The following is a 19,408-nucleotide window of genomic DNA, read 5'->3' as shown; positions in this document are numbered from 1 at the left end:
GTGATCAACACGGGCGGGGAGAAGGTCTACCCCGAAGAGGTGGAGGCCGTCCTCAAAACCCACCCGGATGTCGCCGACGCCATCGTGGTCGCCGCCCCCGACGAGCGGCTCGGCCAGCGGGTCAGCGCCGTCATCTCGCTGGCTGGAAACCGGCAGCCCAGCGACGCGGAGCTGCGCGACCACTGCCGCGAGCATCTCGCCGGGTTCAAGATCCCGCGCACCATCCGCATCGTCGACGAGGTCAAACGCACTGCCGCAGGCAAGCAGGACTACCGGTGGGCCTCCCGCATCGCGCGGGACGCGGGCCCTGTCCTCAGCCGCTGAGCTCTTCGGCTTTGCGTGTCGCTCCGCCGATCGTAATCCCCATAAACTTGGGTCGTTCCTGCCTGCCGGGCCACCGGTTCGTGCCCGAGCCACCGCACCAGGCAGTCTTTTGCGTTCACTTCCAGGCACCGGCCTTCATCTCGTACTTCACTGGGATACGGTCGGCCTCTCTTCCTCGACGAGAAGCAGGACATGGCAAAGTCACTCGGCACTCATCTCCTCAACGGCGTACGCGGCACCCTGATCGGAACCGCCGAAACCGTCCCCGGAATCAGCGGCGGTACTGTCGCCCTCATCACCGGTGTCTACGAGTCCCTCATCAACTCCGCGGGCCACGTCGTCACCGCGGTGCGACTGCTCGTCACCGACCTCCTCCGCGGAAAAGGCCTGGCGCGGGCCCGCGCCGAACTCACCCGCGCCGACTGGGGGACCGTCCTGGCCGTGCTCGTGGGCATGGTGCTCGCCGTGCTGGTCGCAGCCCGCGTCATCGCCCCGCTGGTTGAGCACAATCCGGCTGAATCGCACGCCTTGTTCTTCGGCTTGGTGCTGGCGTCCCTGTGGGTGCCCTACAGCAGTTCGGGTCGGCGCTGGCGAGTCGGTGACTACCTGCTCGCCCTGCTCATGGCCGCGGCCGCGTTCCTGTTCACCGGCGTCCCGTCCACGACCGTGGACCCGCACCCCCTCATCGTCATGGCCGCGGCCGCCTTCGCGGTCTGCGCGCTCGTCCTGCCCGGCATCTCCGGCTCGTTCATCCTGCTCACCGTCGGCCTGTACCTCCCGACGATGGAGGCGCTCAACAACCGCGACCTCGGCTACATCGCGACCTTTGCCCTAGGGGCGACCATCGGCCTGTCCCTGTTCGTCAAACTGCTGCAGTTCCTGCTGGACCGCTTCCACCACCTCACCCTGGTGGTGATGACCGGGCTGATGGCGGGATCCCTGCGGGCGCTGTGGCCGTGGCAGGACGACGACCGGACCCTGCTCGCCCCCAGCCAGGACAACCTCGTGCTCTGCATCGTGCTGGCGCTCATCGGCGCGGCCGCCGTGATCACCGTCATCGTGATCGAACACCGGATCAAGGCCCGCGCAGCGCACGACGCCTCCGTTGCCCCAGAAGTGCGTCCGCAGACGAACGACACGGTCGTGCAGTAGCCTGCCCGCCTGTCCTCTCTACCCCCGCTGTCCCCTTCCGCCAGAGATCAGGGAGCAGCGGGGGTTTGCGTGTATTGCTAGCCTTCGCTGTGGACGCGGGGTGCCACCCCCAGGGTGGCTGAGAGGACACCCGTGAACCTGATCTAGGTAGTACTAGCGGAGGGACGTCCAATTGATTCCCACCATCTTGTCTATTGCCGGCACTGACCCCAGCGGCGGAGCCGGTATCCAAGCCGACCTCAAAGCGTTCTCCGCGCTGGGCGGTTACGGCACTACCGTGATCACCGCGCTCGTCGCACAGACCACCACCGGGGTCAGCGAAGTCCACGACGTCCCTCCGGAGTTCGTGCGCAGCCAACTGGACACGCTGCTCACCGACGTGCGGGTGGACGCGGTCAAGATCGGCATGCTGTCCAGCACCGAGATCATCGAGGTCGTGGCTGCCGCGATCGACACCTACCGCCTGCCCAACGTGGTCGTCGACCCGGTGATGGTCGCCAAGAGCGGAGACCGGCTCCTCGCCGCTGACGCGGTGGAAGCCCTGCGCACCGTGCTGCTGCCGCGGGCCGACCTCATCACCCCTAACCTTCCGGAAGCTGCCGACCTGCTGGGCGAAGAGGAGGCCACCGACTTGGACCGCATGCGCGACCAGGCGGAGCGGCTGCTCGCCCTGGGACCGCGCCGCGTGCTCCTCAAGGGCGGCCACCTGTCCGGTCCTACCAGCACGGACCTGCTGCTGTCGGCGGACGGCGACGTGGAGACCCTGACCGCGGACCGGGTGAACACCACCAACACGCACGGGACCGGGTGCACGCTCTCCTCGGCGATCGCCACGCTGCGCCCGCAGCGTCCCACCTGGTCGCAGGCGGTCCGCGACGCTAAGGATTACCTCACCGAAGCGCTGCGCCACGCCGACAAGCTGGACATCGGCAAAGGCAAGGGCCCCGTCCACCATTTCCACGCGTGGTGGGGGAATTGACGCGCTCCCCGGCATGAATACCGGGGTTCAGCCTGTGCCGGGTGCACGGCACTAGTGTGGCTTCCTGTTGCTCACCGCCCTGCCCGCTGCAGGCGTTGCTCCTCTCCGCCCACGCACAGGCGCGGCGGGACGAGGCGAGAGCTTTCCCCCTCGTGGACTAGGCGAGAAAAGAACTGTCCGGATGCGGGTGCAGGCTCCGCATCCGGACATCTCACTGGCGCGGCAGTCCGCCCGGCGCGCACCCGGGCGTGCCGCGCCACCACCGCAGACTGTCGCGGCCGTGGGATAACGGAGCTGTATCCCACGGCCGCGGTTTTCTATGACGGGTAGCGATCCGTTACCGGGTGGGGGTGGGGGGATTGTCCCCTTGCGGGCTCCGTTCGGGCGGCTCCGCGGTGCCCGGGTCGGGCCCCTCCATCAGGTCAGGGTTGCGCCAGTGCGGGTTGGCGAAGTACTTCTTCGTCTCGGCCACCACGATCGGCGAGAGCAGGAGAAGCCCCAGCAGGTTGGGCAGGGCCATCAGACCGTTGGCCATGTCGCTGAACGTCCACACCGTGCTCAGCTCGGTGGTGGCGCCGACGAACACCACCAGGGTGAACACGATGCGGAACGGCACCACCGCTTTCCGGCCAGCCAGGTACTCCATGCAGCGCTCACCGTAGTAGCACCAGCCGACCAGGGTGGTGAAGGCGAAGAACACCACCGCGAGCGCCACGGTGTAGTTGCCGAGCGGCGCCAACGCGGGGGAGATCTTCCCCAAGCCCACGGCCATGCCCAGGGAGGTCATCAGGGAGCCGTCGTCCTTCTCCGCCTCGCTCCAGGCACCCGTGACGATGATGACCAGGCAGGTCATGCTCACCACGATGATGGTGTCGACGAAAGTCTGGGTCATCGACACGAGGGCCTGCCGCACCGGCTGCTTCGTCTTGGCGGCCGCCGCAGCGATACCACCGGTGCCCAGACCCGACTCATTGGAGAAGATGCCGCGGGCCACACCCTGCTGGATGGCGAACAGCAGCGCCGAGCCGAGCAGACCGCCCGTGGCCGCCTCGCCGGTGAACGCCTCCCGGAAGATGAGAGCGAACGCCGCCGGAAGCTCGGTGACGTGCACGATGAGGACGGTTACCGCGATGAGGACGTAGGCGACGATCATGATGGGCACCACACCGGCGGCGAACCGGCCGATGCTCTTGATGCCGCCCAGCACCACCGCGGCCACGACGAGGACCATGGCCGCACCGGTGAGCCAGGTGGGGATCGACCAGACGTTCTCCAACTGGGCGGCCACCGTGTTGGCCTGGGTCATGTTGCCGATACCGAACGCGGCAATCGCGCCGAACAGGGCGAAGAGGAAGCCGAGGACGAGACCGAAGCCGCCGCCGACCCCGTAGCGCAGGTAGAACATGGGGCCACCGCTTTGCTCGCCTTTGGCGTCCCTGCGGCGGTACTTCACACCCAGCAGCGCTTCGCTGTACTTGGTGGCCATGCCCAGCAGGCCGGTCACCCACATCCAGAACAGTGCGCCGGGGCCGCCGTAGCCGATGGCGAGCGCCGCGCCAGCGATGTTGCCCACACCCACGGTGGCGGCCAGCGCGGTGCTGAGAGCCTGGTAGTGGGAGATGTCGCCTTCGCCGCTCTGCTCCTTGCGGCGCACAAAAGCGAGCCACAGCGCGTGGCCGAGCAGCCGGAATTGCAGTCCGCCGAGCCGGATAGTCAGGAAGATTCCCGTGACGAACAGGAGCGGGACCAGAACGAACGGTCCCCAAATAACGTCGTTGACCTCAGAGAGAATTGATCGCACTTCTTCCACACTTACACCCGCTTTCCGGATGGCCACGGAAATCCCCGCATCCTCCCCGTCATGCAGGGTGACCGTACGCGGTGGCTGGCGGCCAGAGAACGCGGCATCTCCGTGCGGTTATTTGGTTTTGCGAAACTGTAACTTCGCCAGCATGATTCGTCCCCTTCGTACGGATTGTGTCATCGATCACTGATTAATTCTTTATTTATTTGTTTTCTTCGTTTGCGCCAGAGCGAGCTCGCTCAGCAGGCGGGCGGTGCGCTGCGGATCAGCGCCCCGGCCCACCGCGATACCCAGCAGATAAGCGGTGAGGGGAGCTGCGGGGCGGGCCACGGAATGTGCTGCGTCCCGGGCCAAGTCCAGGATGAGGTTCACGTCGTCGGTGTCGATCTCCTCCGAGAGTTCGAGTTCTGCGCAGACCAGTCGGGCCCACTCGACGAGTGTCACGGTTTCTCCTCTCCACCTCGGGCGCTGCAGTCCACCATCATCGCGGCACAAGACCGGCTGCTGCTCCGGTTTTCCGTCATTCCCCGGGCTTCCAGTTGTCGCGCCCTTTGTGTCGACACCGACCCATCCTTCTCGATACCGGGGCAGCAGAGGAATACCGGGACCACGGAATGGACATCCGGGATGCCTCACCGACAGCAGAAAAGCCGCGACGGCCCGCTGGTCCGGCGGAATCGGGGGTACTGCGGGCAAGCCAGCCCGCCTCCGGAGGACGTCAGTGGCGGGAAGTTCGCGGGGCAGCGGGCACCTACCGGTGCCGCTCCGCGCCGAACTCCCCTGCTCCGGAGAGTCTCAAACCCCCATTGCCCGACCAGCGGGCCGTCGCGGCGGCAAAGAGCGTTACGCTGAGCCCTATGGCGCGGGGCGGGACCGTCTCCCTTCCGCTTCCGGTCAACCCTCCCCGCGCCACAGGCCCGTGGTCTTTGTCCTGGTTCAGCTTGCCATCGCAGGCACCGCGACAGCGGGCTGCTCCTGGCGCACCTCGTCGAGCACCTCGCTGATCCGGTCAAGGTGGGCCCGGATCCACGGCAGCGCAGTGGGGTCCTCTGCCGCCAGGGCGCTGTACCGCTGCGCCTCGCTCTCCCCGTACAGCAGGCTGGTTGCCACCCGCACCCGCAGCGCGTGCGTGCTCTCCCCGAACTCCACGGCGGGCAGCACCCCCATCCCGTAGCGGTCCAGTAGCATGCGGGTCAGTTCCGGGCCGGTCGTCACCCCGTGCGCCTCGCCCAGCCATTCCCGCCAGACGCCGAAGTCCGGGTACAGGTAGAACGCGGCCTGGGGGGCGATGACCGGCACTCCGGCGGCACGGAACCGCTCGGCGACCGCGCGGGCCACCAGGCCGTGCAAGCGGCGGCTGCGGGCGACCAGGTCGACGATCTCGGCGGGCTCTTGGAAAGCGTAGGCGGCGGCTCGCTGGACCGGCCCGGAAGGGCTCGACCAGATCTCGCTGGCGATCCCCAGCAAAGCAGCGTGGATATGGCGGCCCGTGTCGCTGTCTGGCAGGCGGGCTACCCCGATCCGCCAGCCGCCCAGGGCCAGGTTCTTGCTCAGCCCGGTGGTGATGACGGTGCGCTCGGGCGCGAACTCGGCCGGGCTGTGCACCACCGTGGTCGGGTCGTGCACCAGGTCGCGGTAGATCTCGTCGGAGATGATGACGAGGTCCAGCTCTTGGGCCACCTCGGTGAGCCGGCGCACGGTGCCGCGGGACGCCACGGTGCCCGTGGGGTTGTCCGGGCAGGTGGTGATGACCGCGCGGATGTCCCGGCCCGCAGCCCGGGCCTCGGTGACCGCCTGGGCCAGCGCATCCGGCTCAGGGACCCCGCCCTGTGCCGGAGCGGTCGGCACGAAGAGCGGCTGCCCGCCTGACAGGTGGCTCTGCGCCGCGTAGCTCACCCAGCTCGGGGCGGCGATCGCGACATCCCCGCCGATAGCGAGCAGCAGCGCATACAGCAAGGGCTTGCTGCCCGGCCCGGCGACGACCAGGTCCGGGTCAGTGGGCAGGCCGCGGCGCTCCCAGTAGCCTGCGGCGGCCTCCCGCAGCTCACGGATCCCCGCGACCGGCCCGTAGCCGTTCTGGTCACCCCCCGTCGACAGGGCGTCGCGCATCACGGGGTGGACGGGGAGTCCCGCTTCTCCAAAACCCAGCGGTAAGACGGGAAGTCCTTGGCTCCGACGGCGGGCGAGTGCCTCGTTGACGGCGAGCGTGGCAGAAACGGCTACGGACATGGAGATCCAGCTCCAATACGTTGATGACCAGCGGAACAGCCCGGAAAAGGGCTCGACGGGGACCCCGATTCCCCACCCTGCCTCGCCTCATCCATCAGCGCAAGCGAGTCTTTTCGATGGATAGCGTAAGCTCAACTTATGCTCGATCTGCGTCGACTCCACATCCTCCACGAATTCGCGGTGCACGGCACGATCGCGGCCACCGCCAACGCCCTCGGCTACACTCCGTCCGCGATCTCCCAGCAGTTGGCGGCCCTGGAACGCGAAGTCGGCACCCAGCTTCTGGACCGCACCGCGCGCAGCGCAGAACTCACGGACGCCGGACGGCTGCTGCTCGGCCACGCCGAGCAGATCCTGGCAATGGTGGAAGCAGCCGAATCCGTGCTGGCCGCGCAGACCGGGGCGCCCCAAGGACGGGTCACCCTCACCGCGTTCCCCACCGCGGCCGTGGCTTTCGCCCCGTCCCTAGCGCGGGAGCTGCGCACCTACGAAGGCCTGCAACTGGTGCTGCGGCAGACCACCCACGGCAGTGGCGCCCGTCAAGTGCAGACCGCTGAAGTCGACATCTCCCTTGTCGACCACTGGTCGGAACGCGCCCCGGACGATGCCGCGGGAACCTTGCGCTACTTCCTGCTGCTGCACGACCCGCTCGTCCTCGCGGTGCCGGAAGGGCACCGCCTGGCTGATCCGTCCATCCCGGTCGACTTCGCCGAGCTCCTCGACGAGTCCTGGGTGACGGCCCCGGTCGGCGAGCCGTCGCGCAGCGCGATCGACCGGCTGCTCGGCGACGTCGGCGGCTCACCCGGTGCGGTCTGGGAGTTCGAAGGCATCGGCACGATCATGAGCCTGGTCGCCCGCGGGCTCGGTATCGCCGCGGTGCCCGCGCTCGCTTTCAGCTCCTCCTACCCCGGGCTGGTGCACCGCCGGATTCCCAACGCCCCCGTGCGGCGGATCTACGCGCTCGCCCGCGCCACCAGCGTGCCGCGGCCCGCGATCGACGTCACCCTGCGTGCCCTGCGGAAAGCCGCGCAAGACATCATCAACGTCCTCAACACCGAGCGCGGGGAAGCCCTGGTGTACTGAACCACGCCAGTGCAGGCGCCACTACTCTGCCTGCCATGAACCGGTTCTTCGCCGCGGCGGTGGTGTTCTGCTCCTCGGCCGTGGTCTTAGTCCTGGAAGTCACGGTCATCCGCCTGGTGGCACCCTATGCCGGTGACACCCTCGAAACCTACACAGCGGCGATCGGGGTCACCCTCGCCGCGATCGCGCTCGGTGCGCGGCTCGGCGGGGCCGCAGCGGACCGGCGTCCGCACCGTCCCCTGCTCGCGGTCCTGCTCCTCCTCGGCGGCGGCACCACACTGCTCGCCCGGCCGGTTGTGCTGCTGCTCGGCCCGCTCTGCGCCGGGGCCGGGCCGTTCACCGCGCTCCTGCTGGTGGGCTGCGGGATCGCTGTCCCCGTCGCCCTGCTGTCCGCGGTCCCCCCGGTCGTAGTGAAAACCCAGTTGGCGGACGCGGCACGAAGCGGCAGTGTGGTAGGCCGGCTGAGCGCCTGGGGCACTGCGGGGGCGCTCGCGGGCACAGTCCTCACCGGTTACGTCCTCGTCGCGCTGTTTCCGGTGTCTACGATTCTGCTGCTCAGCGGCGGCGCGACAGTAGCGGGAGGACTGCTGTTCGCGGTCCGCGGCGCACTCTTCTCCCGGACGGGCAGGCCGCGGAACGTCCTCGTCCTGCTCGGTATCTGCCTGATCAGCGGGACTCTGCTCGTCAGCGTACCCTCCCCCTGTACGGCGGAGACCGCCTACTACTGCGCCCGCGTGACAGCGGACCCGCACCGCCCGCACGGCCGAGTGCTGTACTTGGACGACCTGCGCCACAGCTACGTCGACCTGGCCGACCCCACCCACCTGGAGTTCGGCTACACGCAGTGGTTCGGCGCCGCGGTGGACACCCAGCTCCCCGCGGGCCCGGTGGACAGCCTGCATGTGGGCGGCGGTGCCTCCACCATGCCGCGCTGGCTGGCCGCGGTCCGTCCCGGGTCGACCAGCCTGGTCCTGGAGATCGATCCGGCCGTGGCAGAACTGGCCCGCACAGAACTAGGGCTGCGCACCGGCGCAGACCTGGCCGTCGTCACAGGCGATGCCCGCACCTCGATCGTGGCACTCCCCTCCCGCAGCTACGACCTGGTCCTCGGGGACGCGTTCAGCGGACTGAGCGTGCCCTGGCATCTCACCACCCTCGAGTTCGCCGAGCAGGTGCACCGGGTGCTCCGCCCCAGCGGGTGGTACGCCGTCAACGTCATCGACCGGGGAGACCGCGACTTCCTCGCCGCCCAAGCCGCCACCCTCAGCCAAGTCTTCTCCCACCTCGTATTGATCGTGGAACACGGCACGTGGGGCTCTCCCGCCGGCGGCAACCACGTGCTCCTCGCCAGCGACACGCCCTTCGACACCGACGCGCTGGCGGCGGCCTTGGCAGACACCCCCGTGCCGGGAAGCCTGGTCGCCCCGGGGCACCTTGCCCGCCTCAGCTCCCGAGGCCCGGTCCTCACCGACGACTACGCCCCCGTGGACCAGTTGCTCACGCCTTACCTGTAGGCGGACGGCCACGGAATTTGGCCAATATTTCCGTTCCGGAACCCTCCCTCTTCTTCTCCGCCACCCGAACACCGGATATCTGTGAGCGCAAGGGGCGTAAACCCCCAGAGCGGGGTAGGGCTGCCACTACGCCGAAGTGAGGTGTTCTCCCTATCGCCGGGGGAACACCACCGCTCGTAGCGTGGAGGCCACGCAACCCTGTGATCGCAAAACCCGGGGGAGGACTGCCGTGACCGACATCGCGGACACCTGGGCCACTGCGGGGAAGGATCCCGGGTGATCTGGGCTGTTGTTCTCGCGCTGGTGGGGGCGTTCTGCCTGGCCCTGGGCTCTGCCCTGCAGGAGCGCGATGCGATCCGCGCTCCGGGCGGCAGCGTGGCCCGGATCAGTTTCCTATGGCACCTGGTGCGCCGTCCCCGCTGGCTTCTCGGGGCGCTGGCCGCAGCGGTCGGGGTCGGCCTGCATCTCGCGGCGTTGAGCGCGGCCCCGTTGACCATCATCCAGCCGATCGGCGTCTCCGGACTGCTGTTCGCCATCGTGCTGTCCGCACTGTTCAGCCGACAGCGGGTACGGGCAAGCCAGCTCCTGGCCGGAGTGGCTGTCATGGTCGGGCTGGTCGGGATCATCACGCTGTTCCCGCACGGCGCGGACTCCCCCATGCTGCCCCTCTCCGCCGCTGTGACGCTGGCGAGCGGAGTCGTCGCCGCGGGCGGCGTGGGATACCTCGTCGCGCCCTGGCTGCCCGCGGGGGCACGCGCCATCCTGCTGGCGGCTTTCGGGGGTGCCGCGCTCGGCACGACCTCGGCTCTGGCCCGCGTCATCGCCGTGCAGGCCGTCGCCGACCTCGCCGCGGTCTTCAGCTGGCTCACCGTGCTGGCCGGGGCCGTCGCGGTCTTCGGTGGACTCCTGCAGCAGAACGCCTACCGGACCGGGCACTTTGCCGCAGCCTACGCCACGCTCCTCGTCGTCGACCCGGTCGTCGGCGCGGGAATCGGCGTGCTGGTGCTTGGCGAGCACGTGCCCACCGGTCCGCTGGAACAGGCGCTCGCCGCAGGCGCGGCACTGCTAGCGATCGCCGGAACCACCGTGCTGGCCCGCGCCAAGCACCGCAATCCGGAAGCGGCACACCCCGGCACCGCTTCGTCTCCCAGCAACGTTGTTCGCACCACGCCAGGAGATTCGCCATGACATCCACGCACCAGGCTGCCCACCGCACCGGCAGTACTATGCGGCTGCGCATTCTCATCGCCACCGACACTTATCCCCCGGATGTCAACGGGGCGTCGTACTTCACCTACCGGCTGGCTACCGGACTGGCGGAGCGCGGCCACGACGTGCACGTGGTGTGCGCCTCGGCGTCCGGGCCGCCTCGGGTCGAGGTGCAGGACGGAGTGGTGCTGCACCGGATGCGCTCAGTTCCGGTGCTGGTCCATCCCACGATGCGCACCGCGCTGCCGCTCGGACTCACCGGTCACATCGCCCGGATCGTTGACCGGCTCGCCCCGCACGTCGTGCACGTGCAAAGCCACTTCACGATCAGCCGCACAGCGCTGCGCTGCGGCCGGATGGCTGGCGTGCCCGTGGTGCTGACCAACCACTTCATGCCAGACAACCTGTTCGCACACGCCCACATCCCGCCCCGCCTGCACGGGGTCGTGGGCTCCCTGGCCTGGCAGGACATGATCCGGGTGGCGCGGACCGCCGACTATGTCACCACGCCCACGCAGCGGGCCGCGGAACTCTTGGCAAGCAAAGGGTTCACCCGCACGGTGGAGGCGGTGTCCTGCGGTATCGACCTGGACCGGTTCCGGCCGCGGCCGCAGGACCGCGCCCAGGCCCGAGCCCATTTCGGACTCCCCGACCGGGAGACCATGGTGTTTGTGGGCCGACTGGACGAAGAGAAGCGGATCGACGAATCTATCCGGGCCCTGCCTGTCCTGCTGCGCCACCGTGATGTGCAGTTGGTCCTCGCGGGCACTGGTCAGCGCCGTGAAGAGCTTGAACGGCTGGCCCGTTCCCTCGGCGTGGCGGAGCGGGTCCACTTCCTCGGTTTCGTCCCGGACGACGACCTGCCACTCGTCTACGTGGCCGCGGACCTGTTCGTGATCGGCAGCGTGGCCGAACTGCAGAGCATCGCCACGCTGGAGGCCATGTCGACCGGGCTGCCGGTGGTCGCGGCCGACGCGTTGGCCCTCCCCCATCTTGTACGCCCCGGCCGCAACGGCTACCTGTATCCGCCGGGGGATGTCGCGCAGCTGGCCCAGAGGCTGCTGGACGTCCTCGAGTCGCCGGACCGCCGTACCGCCATGGGCAGGGCAAGCCGGGACATCGCCCAAACCCACGACCACCACCGTTCGCTGGATCGTTTCGAACAGATCTACACGGAGGTCCGTCCTCGCTCCTGGACACTGTCGCGGTCTGCTTCTCCGGCAGCGCGGCAGCGGGATACCACGGTTGCCGCGTAACCTTCAGCACTCCGGTGGGGCTTTTCCGCACTCTTTGCCACGCAGCCCGTTGCATGCCCCGTGGAGGCGGTTAGCCACCCACACGTGTGGTTCGTCAGGAAAAGTCGCATTCGGCGGGACGGCACGGTAGACGAGCTGCTTGCTGAGATCAGCCGCGCCGAACTCCAGGTCGAGACCTGCAACCGTGCGTTGGAGGTCCGGGCGCGCGAGCACGCTGATCTGCAGTCGCGGCTGATGCGGATGGAAGCCGAACTCGCCGAACTACGCCAAGCCCGTATCGAGGCGTATTCACGCTGGTGGGAGACACGGGAGAGCCGGGACCGCGCACTCCACGTCGCTCGTCGGCTCCGGCGGAGACTGAACCGGATGCGTCACCGGAGCGCAGACGCCTCCCCGGCCATGGACGTGGCGGACCTGCCGTCAGGGCCTGTCGTCCTGAACCGGGAGCGGGAACAGGGGGCGTGAAGCGGGGATGCGGCCAGGGGCAGCGGATTGGCCCCTGTCGTGAAGGGAAAACCGCGGTCGCGCCAGGCGATGACGTGTCGGGCCAGCGCGCACAACTGGTCTCCGGTCGGTCCGGGCTGCTCCGGGGAGAACACGACGGAAGGGTGGTGGCGCAGCGCGCAGCTTTCGTGGAAGTGGCCGGTTTCGGCCAGCGCGTAGCCGGCGGAGTAGCCGGCCAGCATGCCGGTGTCGAGTGCGGTCAGCAGCGCGTCCCGGTCTACCAGGTCCGGGCTGGCCAGGTTGATGAGGATGGCACCGGGCCGCATGCGGGGCAGGGTGTGCGCACCGATGAGGCTGCGGGTTGCAGGAGTCGCCGGCAGGTGGAGGGAGACGATGTCGGCCGTGGCGAGCAGCTCGTAGAGGTCGGTTTGGACAACGCCGTGAGGCCAGCGGCACCACTGCGCTCCGGTGCCGACCACGCGGCGGAACAGAGGCAGGGCGAGGTTGGCGAACTCGGTGGCCGCCGATTCCATGCCGATGAGCCCCAGGGTGAGGTCGCAGGCGCGCGGTGCGGGACGGAAACAGGTGAGGCGTTCCGCGGCGATCCTGCGGAGCTGCGCCAGCGCCATGCTGAGGGCCCGGGCAGCGGCCTGGGCGGCGCTCTCCCGGCGCGGGGGCAGGCAGACCCAGAGTCCACGGCGTTCCGCCTCAGCGACGTCGATCCCCGAGCCGTGCGGGTCGGTGGTGAGGATCAGGCGCAGGGTGGGGAGCGCGTCTAACAGCGCGGCGTCGACCCGAGTGTGGTGGACGATGAGGGCGACCGCCCCCACGGCTTCAGCGGCGACACGTTCGGGGTCCCGGGTTTCCAGGACCCGGGTCCGGAAGCCGGCTTCGGCGAGGAGTCGCACCGCGGGTCCCGGATCGTGGGCTCCGGTATCCGTGATGACGACGGAGGGAGTGGTCACGGCCACCTCCACTGGGCAACGGGACCAAAGAACGGTCAATATTCAAAAAATTACCTTTTGCTGCCCAGGGGTACTAGCGTGCCCTCCGGTTTTCCGCGGCACCCGTTGCGCGTGCCGTAGTGGCTCTGCCGGGCTGCGGCACGCTTAGCCGCAGACTTGATGTCCCCTTCACCCCAGAAACGCCGGACCCCCGCCTGCTCTCCGTGACGTTTCGACACCGTCTGCGGCCCTGCTGCCGTTCAAATCACGGCGGTACGGGCCCGGTGGTCACGGATCGGCGCCTCTTTTCCTGCCACACCTTTCAAATCGCTCCCCCTTCCCCCACCACAGCGAACACTCTTAGCAACCGTTCCATTGCCTTCCGTGAGAATTTAGGGGTCGGCGGTGTCTCCCATCTCCCAGACGCCCCCTTTCCTGTTGTCACCCAGTTTTCCGCTACAGCCAATCAGCGAAAGGTGCACAATGCGTCAACTCCACAGCCGGTGGAGCCTGTTTGCGGGTGCGGTTGCCGCCTCCGTAGCGGCGCTCAGCTTCCCCGCTTTAGCGGCGACCACCGACACCGAGGTTCTGGCTGCCCCGGCCATCCACCAGAGCCCCACAGCGGTCTACCTGATCGACGGCTACGAGGTGACCTACCTGCCGTCTGAACTCGCCAACTACTCTTCCCGCTGGGAGAGCTCCCGCAAAAACGAGGAGCGATCCTCCAGCGTCACGTGGGTCAACAACGACACGGTCTACGGGTCGGTCCACGTACGCCGCCCCGCCAAGCCCCTCACCCTGGCCGAGGTCCGCGACACCTACTACAGCGAGCTCACGGCGCTGCGCTGGACCACGGTCAACGGGCAGCCGGCATACCTCTCCGCCGCTGACGGCACGGTGTTCTGGGTGGACGGCCAGGATGTGATCCTCTCCGTGTTCCTGCACCCCGCGCGGTGGTCCACCGACGAACTCTTGCGGGTCGCGCGAGGAATCCGACCGCGCGAGGACGCGGAGTCCAACCTGTCCGTTCGCCACGAAGCCCGAGAGTCGGTGGCTGACTTTGTTCCGGGCTCCGCGGCGGAACGTTCCTGGCTTATGGCCTCGGCCAGCACCGCAGAGCCTGATGCCGCGCAGGAGTCCGAGGAGGGACAGCCGCGCCTTCTCCCTGCACCTGCCGACGCCCCGCTCTACCCTTCCTCCTTCGCGAACTCCCCAGAGGTGGAATTCCTCACCTGCCTGAGTGAGGAGGCGGGAAAGTCCTCTGAAGAGTTCCCCACCGAGGGCAAGGTCAGCGGCCCCTGGGGGAGTGCAAGCTGGAACTCCGGGCTGTGGGCGCTGGTGCCCACACCCGCCAACCAGGCCGCCGTCGCGCAGTGCGCCGGGCTAGCCGAAGACTCCTCGGACTCTGGTCAGCAGCGGGAGTTCGGTTCGGCCCCGGCATCTCCTTCCCCCGCTGCTTCGGAGAATTCTGTCGACCGCGCCAGCGTCGACGCAGGCCAGTCCGCTAAGGAGGGCTTGCCAGTCGTGAGCTCCTTGCTGCCGCTGGTGCTCTCCTCCTGAACCTTGCGGGACCGTATCGCTGCGGGCAGGCCAGTGCGCCTGTCCGCAGCCGTGTCGTGTTCAGGCCGTCCAGCCTGCCCCTGCCGCGGGCGGGGTGACCAGGCCGAGCTGTTCGGCCTCCACCACCGGGTCCCGGGTGCTGCGTGCTCCATATCCGCGGAACAGTTCCCGGATGCGGAGCGCAGTCTCCTCACCGATGGCGTAGATCCGCTCGAGTAGGCGTTGCAGATCGGTGATGACCAGGGCGCGGAGCACTTTGTTGGGGCCGCCGCCGTGTGCGGCCACCGCGGCACCAGCGAGCAGGTTGAGGTAGCCGAGGTGGGCGAACCCGCTGAGCGGGTCGGTGTGTCGGACCGCGTGGTGCGGGCCGGCGCTCAACCGGAACGGAACATCGTGGTCGAAGCATCTGACGAGGAACTCGGCCACCTCTTCGGGACGCGGGAAGTCGTCCTCGGTTGCGCCACTGCAGCGGAGCCGCGCCCCCGCATGGGGCACTCCGGCTAGTCCAGCGATGCTGTCCAGCCCTTCCCTGCTCCGGTCGAACTCGATGAAGATCGGCCGGACGTGGGCTGCCTCTCCACCCGTGCGGGCCCTGCGGCCCCAGAGCCGTCGCCTGCCCGCCGTGGGGAAGGTCATCGCGCGCAGATAGCGGACGGTTTTGCCTACTTCGGACCAGGAGGCGCGGATCTCGTAGTGGGTGATGTGCACCCGCGGATCGACCGGGGCTGCGTGGGCGATCTCCTCCACCTGTTCTTCGACCAGTCCCACGGCGATCTGTTCGTCAGCGCCGAGGTGAGCATACAGCTCGGGGAGCGCTTTTCTGGGGCACAGCAGCCGCCCGGTGTGCATGGGGTGCCCGACGGTCCGATCCGCCCGGTACCTCTCCACGGCCTGGCGCATCGGCAGGGGCGCGGGCGGGAACAGGCCGCCGTCGTCGATGAGGCCGTGCAGGAGGATTGCGAGCGCCTTGCTGTTCCCGCGGGGCACGGCGGGAGCGCGGTGCGGGTGGTCCTCCCGGGCCCCGCTCTTCGTGTCTGCTGCCGCGGCAGGCGTCTGGGGTCCCCGCTCCGTTGGAGACATCCGGTCATCCTCCCTGCCTCGTCGATATCCCCGCACCGGAAAACCCCATTTTTCTATAAAAGTAGCAATGGTGATCTTGAGTCGCTTCTAATGCGCTTCTACGCGGTTACGGACGGAAACTGCCGGGATACCGCTTTCCCTTCTACCAGCTCGGGCGTCCGCAGCCCGGTGCTGCGCGGCCTGTCTCGGTTCACTCGGAGAAATTCCCGAGTATTGCCTGTGGGACACTACGGTTTCCGCTATTTTGGGATTGGTGACGGCGTTCTGTGACGCTCTTGCCAAAAGGTGATGCGCACCTTATGTTTGCGCTTGGCCTGAGCGTCACGAGCACTGTCCACACCGAAGACCACAACCAGCCAACCGCATACTTCGCAGGGACGACCTCATTGGACGCCCCCTCCCCGATGAGAGTTCCCTGCCTCCCCTCCTGCCGAGCCAGCCTTCCCCTCCCGGTTGCCTTCGGCAGGAGGACGAAGGGGACCATGCCGGCGCGGCGTGGTCCCCTTCCCCGTTTCTTGTTCGCGTCTCTTCCCGCTACTCAGCCACGTGGACGCGGACCACTCCGGCCATCTTGTCCAAACGGACGTCGGTGATCTTGACAACGTCGCCGGTCCGCGGCGCCTCCAGCATCTTCCCGTTCCCCAAGTAGATCGCTACGTGGGAGATGTAGTCGGGAGCTGTCGGGTCAGTGCGCCAAAAGAGCAGGTCACCGCGGCGGGCCTCGGAGTAGTCGAGGTGCTCACCCGTCCACCACTGGTCGTGGGTGACGCGGGGGATCTCCACCCCTGCCTGGCGGAAAGCCCACTGCACCAGGCCAGAGCAGTCAAAACCCTTCCCCGGAGTGGTGCCGCCCCACACGTAGGGCACACCCAACTGACTCTCGGCCGCAGCGATCATCCTCTCGATGACCTCTTCGCTGACCGGGACCCCTTCCGCGTCGTACCTCCGCGGTCCGGGATCCTCCTCAGCCAGCACCTGCAGGCTGATGTCCGGGCCGAGGACCTTCCTCAAATCCTCGCGGAGCTGCCACAAGTCTGCGCCGGGGGCCGATACGATCAGCCCGTTCCCCCGAGGGAATCCCAGTTCCGCGGCAGAGGCACGGGAGATGAGCGCGTCGATCCCAGCCACCCCCGAGGTGGCGTGGGTCCACACTTCCTTGTCCACCGTCCCCTGCGCACCGGCCATGGCCACCGTGCTGCCCAGTTTCAGGTCCCGCTGGGTGCCCGCGTCGTTGGAAAGCGCGATCCGCCCTTCAGCGATGCCCTGCCAGATCTCGTCGGACTTGGCGGAAGGGAGCGGAGCATAGTTGCGGAAAGTGGAGGGGTTCACGCCCAGTACGGACATGGTCACGCCGTCGACCTTGATCCGTGCGGCATCCACCACTTCGACAGACCGTACCCCGTCGATCTCTCGAACCTTGTCGATGAGTTCGCGGTCCAGAGACACAGCGGAGACCGCGAAGTACTCCCGAGAGCGCGGTTCGTCGAACGGCGCGACCCGGATCGTGCGCTCGAGCCGGTCCGCGTCGGCGACAGGAGGGGAAGGATAGGTGCCGGATCCCGAAGGAGTGGCTGCTCGGGGGGAGAACGGAGCGGTGACGGGGGGCCGGTCCGCCACATCAGGATGAGGCTCAGCCCATGCAGGGGAGCTCAAAGCACCGAGAGCTGCGACGAACACCGCGGTGGTGCTCGTACCAGCCATCAGCCGTCGCCGTGCCGACACACTTGTGCCTTTCGGATATACGGGTTGTGTCTGTTGTTCCGTACCAGGATGCGGGCAGAAGGAAATCGTTTCAAGCCATCACAACAAACGGTATGTAAACGACACATCTCGCAGAGTCAACGAAGGGGATTTCCGGGCCGCTCACCCGGAGCCCTGGGCGACCTCGTTGACGAGCGGCTCGCCTGCTGCCCAGCGCTGCAGTTGCTCATCGACGAACCTCCGGGCACGGGGGTAGAAGGCAGCGGATCCCCCCGCCACGTGCGGGGTGATGAGCACGCCCGGAGCGTCCCACAGCGGGTGGTCGGGCGGGAGCGGTTCCGGGTCGGTGACATCCAACGCGGCACGGATCCGCCCGCGCTCGGCCAGCAGCGCCTCAGTGTCGACCACCGGGCCGCGGCCCACGTTCACCACGAGAGCGTCGTCCGGCAGCGCCGCGAGTTCAGCGGCACCGATCAGTCCTTCGGTCTCCGGGGTGCACGGGGTGACCACCACCACGATGTCCGTGGTGGGCAGGAGACGGTGGAGCTCGTCGACACCGTGCACCTGCTCGGCGGGACGGGCCCGCCGCGCCAACCGCACCACGGTCACTCCGAAAGGCCGCAGCCGCTCCTCGATGGCCGCGCCGATACTGCCGTATCCCACGATGAGCACTCGAGAGTCCGCGAGGGAGCGCGTGTAGTGCGGCTGCCACACGTGGCTCCGCTGGTCTTCCGCCCAGCGGAACAGGTCCCGCTGGGCCGCGAGGATGAGCGCCACCGCGTGTTCGGCGGTGCTCGCATCGTGGAGTCCGCGCCCGTTGTACAGCCGCACCCCGGCGGGCAGGTACGGCAGGGCGTGTTCGTAGCCCGCGGTCAGCAGTTGGACCGCGCGCAGTCGGGGCATCCGCGGGATGAGGTCCACACGCTGGTCGCGACCGTAGGGGACGACGTAGAAGACGACGTCGTCGAGGACGTCCGGCGGGGGATCGCCGTGGCCGTCGAAGACCTCCACGGTCAACGAGGCCGGGGCATTGTCCCGGTTCTGCTCCCAGGGCACCAGGATTCGCCCGTCCACCCCTGCTCCTCTATGTCGCGGTAGTCCCTGTTTGCGCCAGTCCACGGCTTATCGACACTAGCAGGGCTCCTGTCCCTGCTTGCGGTCGTTCTCGGGCGTCTACCCGCGAATCTTCCGCACCGTGGCGGCTTTCCTACTCTTTGTTACTACCCGCACGAGCAGTCCTGCTATCAGGGATACGGTGTCCCGAAAACATGCCCTCACGCGGAACGCATCAACTCGTAGCAGGCGATCGCCGCGGCAGCGGTGACGTTGAGGGAGTCCACATCGCGGACAGCCATGGGGATACGGGCCCGGACGTCGGCTTGGTCGAGCCACCGGCTGGACAGCCCGTCCCCTTCCGAGCCGAAAAGCAAGGCGTACTTGCCGTCGCGGTGTACCGCTTCCGGCAGCGGCACCGCGTCCGCGGCCGGGGTGAGCGCCACCAGGGTGAACCCGGACCGCCGCAGGTCTTCCAGTCCGCTGGCCCAGTCGGTGAGCCGCGCATAGGGGAGGGTGAAGACCGCGCCCATCGATACTTTGACGGCCCGCCGGTACAGCGGATCCGCGCAGCGTGGGGCGAGCACCGCTGCGTCCACCCCCAATCCGGCAGCGCTGCGGAAGATAGCCCCCACATTGGTGTGGTCGACGATGTCTTCAAGGACCACGATGCGGCGCGCGGACGCAACGACCTCGGGCACCGTAGGGAGCGGCTTGCGGTGGAAAGAGGCGAGAATCCCGCGGTGGATGTGGAAACCGACCAGCTGCTCGGCGACCGCGTCGTCGACCACGTACACCGGTGCCTGGAAGGTGTCGAGCACATCGTCGAGCACCCGGCGGCGACGGCGGGTGAGCAGCAGCGACCGGGGCTGGTATCCGGCGCGCAGGGCTCGGCGCACTACTTTCTCGCCTTCGGCGAGGAACAGCCCGTGCTTCGCCTCCAGGCTGCGGCGCAGGTTCGTATCGCGCAGCCGCACATAGTCGGCTAGCCGCTCATCGGCCGGGTCGGCTACTTCGATGACGTTCACAGACCCATTGTGGTCGGCTTGCGAGGGCTTGGCGGAGACGAGAAGGTC

The 19,408-nt window shown here is 68.1% G+C and carries 16 protein-coding genes, 1 pseudogene and 1 riboswitch; of the genes and pseudogenes, 9 read left to right on the top strand and 8 right to left on the bottom strand.

Features of this window, described 5'->3' with window-relative positions:
• From CW348_RS13690 to thiD, 3 genes and pseudogenes are all read left to right on the top strand, one after another.
• Positions 1-324: pseudogene (locus tag CW348_RS13690) on the top strand (acyl-CoA synthetase); the annotation flags it as partial.
• A 192-nt stretch (positions 325-516) separates the two neighbouring features.
• Positions 517-1,476 carry a DUF368 domain-containing protein gene (locus tag CW348_RS13685; protein WP_104612613.1) on the top strand — a complete coding sequence of 320 codons (960 nt, stop codon included), beginning with the start codon at positions 517-519 and terminating at the stop codon, positions 1,474-1,476.
• A gap of 86 nt (positions 1,477-1,562) precedes the next feature.
• A riboswitch (TPP riboswitch) is annotated at positions 1,563-1,658 on the top strand.
• Positions 1,649-2,455 (top strand): bifunctional hydroxymethylpyrimidine kinase/phosphomethylpyrimidine kinase, encoded by an 807-nt coding sequence (thiD, locus tag CW348_RS13680; protein ID WP_011292673.1) that lies wholly within the window; start codon positions 1,649-1,651, stop codon positions 2,453-2,455. It overlaps the preceding riboswitch by 10 nt.
• Positions 2,456-2,792: 337 nt before the next feature.
• On the opposite strand, the gene CW348_RS13675 is transcribed toward thiD, so the two are convergent.
• From CW348_RS13675 to CW348_RS13665, 3 genes are all read right to left on the bottom strand, one after another.
• Positions 2,793-4,265, bottom strand: a complete 1,473-nt coding sequence (locus CW348_RS13675; protein ID WP_104612614.1) for a sodium:alanine symporter family protein — start codon at positions 4,263-4,265, stop codon at positions 2,793-2,795.
• A 192-nt stretch (positions 4,266-4,457) separates the two neighbouring features.
• A complete protein-coding gene (locus CW348_RS13670; RefSeq protein WP_011292675.1) occupies positions 4,458-4,703 on the bottom strand; it encodes a DUF6457 domain-containing protein in 246 nt (81 codons plus the stop codon).
• A gap of 492 nt (positions 4,704-5,195) precedes the next feature.
• Complete coding sequence (locus CW348_RS13665; RefSeq protein WP_011292676.1) at positions 5,196-6,488, bottom strand: pyridoxal phosphate-dependent aminotransferase; 1,293 nt, start codon at positions 6,486-6,488, stop codon at positions 5,196-5,198.
• A gap of 138 nt (positions 6,489-6,626) precedes the next feature.
• On the opposite strand from CW348_RS13665, the gene CW348_RS13660 reads away from it, so the two are divergent.
• The 5 genes from CW348_RS13660 (at position 6,627) to CW348_RS13640 (ending at position 12,015) form a co-directional block, all read left to right on the top strand.
• Positions 6,627-7,571 carry a LysR family transcriptional regulator gene (locus CW348_RS13660; RefSeq protein WP_011292677.1) on the top strand — a complete coding sequence of 315 codons (945 nt, stop codon included), beginning with the start codon at positions 6,627-6,629 and terminating at the stop codon, positions 7,569-7,571.
• A gap of 35 nt (positions 7,572-7,606) precedes the next feature.
• On the top strand, positions 7,607-9,085 hold the full coding sequence (locus tag CW348_RS13655; protein ID WP_016189045.1) for a fused MFS/spermidine synthase: 1,479 nt from the start codon (positions 7,607-7,609) through the stop codon (positions 9,083-9,085).
• 276 nt (positions 9,086-9,361) lie between these two features.
• Positions 9,362-10,273, top strand: a complete 912-nt coding sequence (locus tag CW348_RS13650) for a DMT family transporter (protein WP_011292679.1) — start codon at positions 9,362-9,364, stop codon at positions 10,271-10,273.
• The gene (locus CW348_RS13645) at positions 10,270-11,550 is read left to right on the top strand and encodes a glycosyltransferase (RefSeq protein WP_011292680.1); all 1,281 of its coding nucleotides are present in this window, start codon (positions 10,270-10,272) and stop codon (positions 11,548-11,550) included. Before CW348_RS13650 ends, CW348_RS13645 begins: the two co-directional genes overlap by 4 nt.
• A gap of 84 nt (positions 11,551-11,634) precedes the next feature.
• Entirely contained in the window at positions 11,635-12,015 is a 381-nt protein-coding gene (locus tag CW348_RS13640; RefSeq protein WP_038043987.1) for a hypothetical protein, read from the top strand.
• Here CW348_RS13640 and CW348_RS13635 read toward each other — a convergent pair.
• On the bottom strand, positions 11,922-12,959 hold the full coding sequence (locus tag CW348_RS13635) for an NAD(P)-dependent oxidoreductase (protein WP_104612615.1): 1,038 nt from the start codon (positions 12,957-12,959) through the stop codon (positions 11,922-11,924). The genes CW348_RS13640 and CW348_RS13635 overlap by 94 nt on opposite strands.
• A gap of 462 nt (positions 12,960-13,421) precedes the next feature.
• On the opposite strand from CW348_RS13635, the gene CW348_RS13630 reads away from it, so the two are divergent.
• Positions 13,422-14,498, top strand: a complete 1,077-nt coding sequence (locus tag CW348_RS13630; protein ID WP_061783824.1) for a hypothetical protein — start codon at positions 13,422-13,424, stop codon at positions 14,496-14,498.
• A gap of 60 nt (positions 14,499-14,558) precedes the next feature.
• Here CW348_RS13630 and CW348_RS13625 read toward each other — a convergent pair whose 3' ends face one another.
• The 4 genes from CW348_RS13625 to CW348_RS13610 all read right to left on the bottom strand — a co-directional run bounded on the left by CW348_RS13625 (position 14,559) and on the right by CW348_RS13610 (position 19,360).
• Positions 14,559-15,578, bottom strand: coding sequence for a hypothetical protein (locus tag CW348_RS13625; protein WP_061783823.1), 1,020 nt, complete (start codon positions 15,576-15,578; stop codon positions 14,559-14,561).
• Positions 15,579-16,112: 534 nt separating this feature from the next.
• Positions 16,113-17,279, bottom strand: coding sequence for a C40 family peptidase (locus tag CW348_RS13620; protein ID WP_104612616.1), 1,167 nt, complete (start codon positions 17,277-17,279; stop codon positions 16,113-16,115).
• Between the two features lie 162 nt (positions 17,280-17,441).
• Positions 17,442-18,353, bottom strand: a complete 912-nt coding sequence (locus CW348_RS13615; RefSeq protein WP_104612617.1) for a 2-hydroxyacid dehydrogenase — start codon at positions 18,351-18,353, stop codon at positions 17,442-17,444.
• 200 nt (positions 18,354-18,553) lie between these two features.
• Positions 18,554-19,360: an RNA methyltransferase gene (locus CW348_RS13610; protein WP_011292687.1), complete on the bottom strand. Its 807-nt coding sequence runs from the start codon at positions 19,358-19,360 to the stop codon at positions 18,554-18,556.
• Positions 19,361-19,408: the final 48 nt, after the last annotated feature.

Origin of the sequence: Thermobifida sp. (assembly GCF_017577275.1) — a bacterium.
Classification (GTDB): Bacteria; Actinomycetota; Actinomycetes; order Streptosporangiales; family Streptosporangiaceae; genus Thermobifida; species Thermobifida fusca.
Note: the sequence above shows the minus strand (reverse complement) of the source record. Positions and strands in the feature narration are given on the sequence as shown.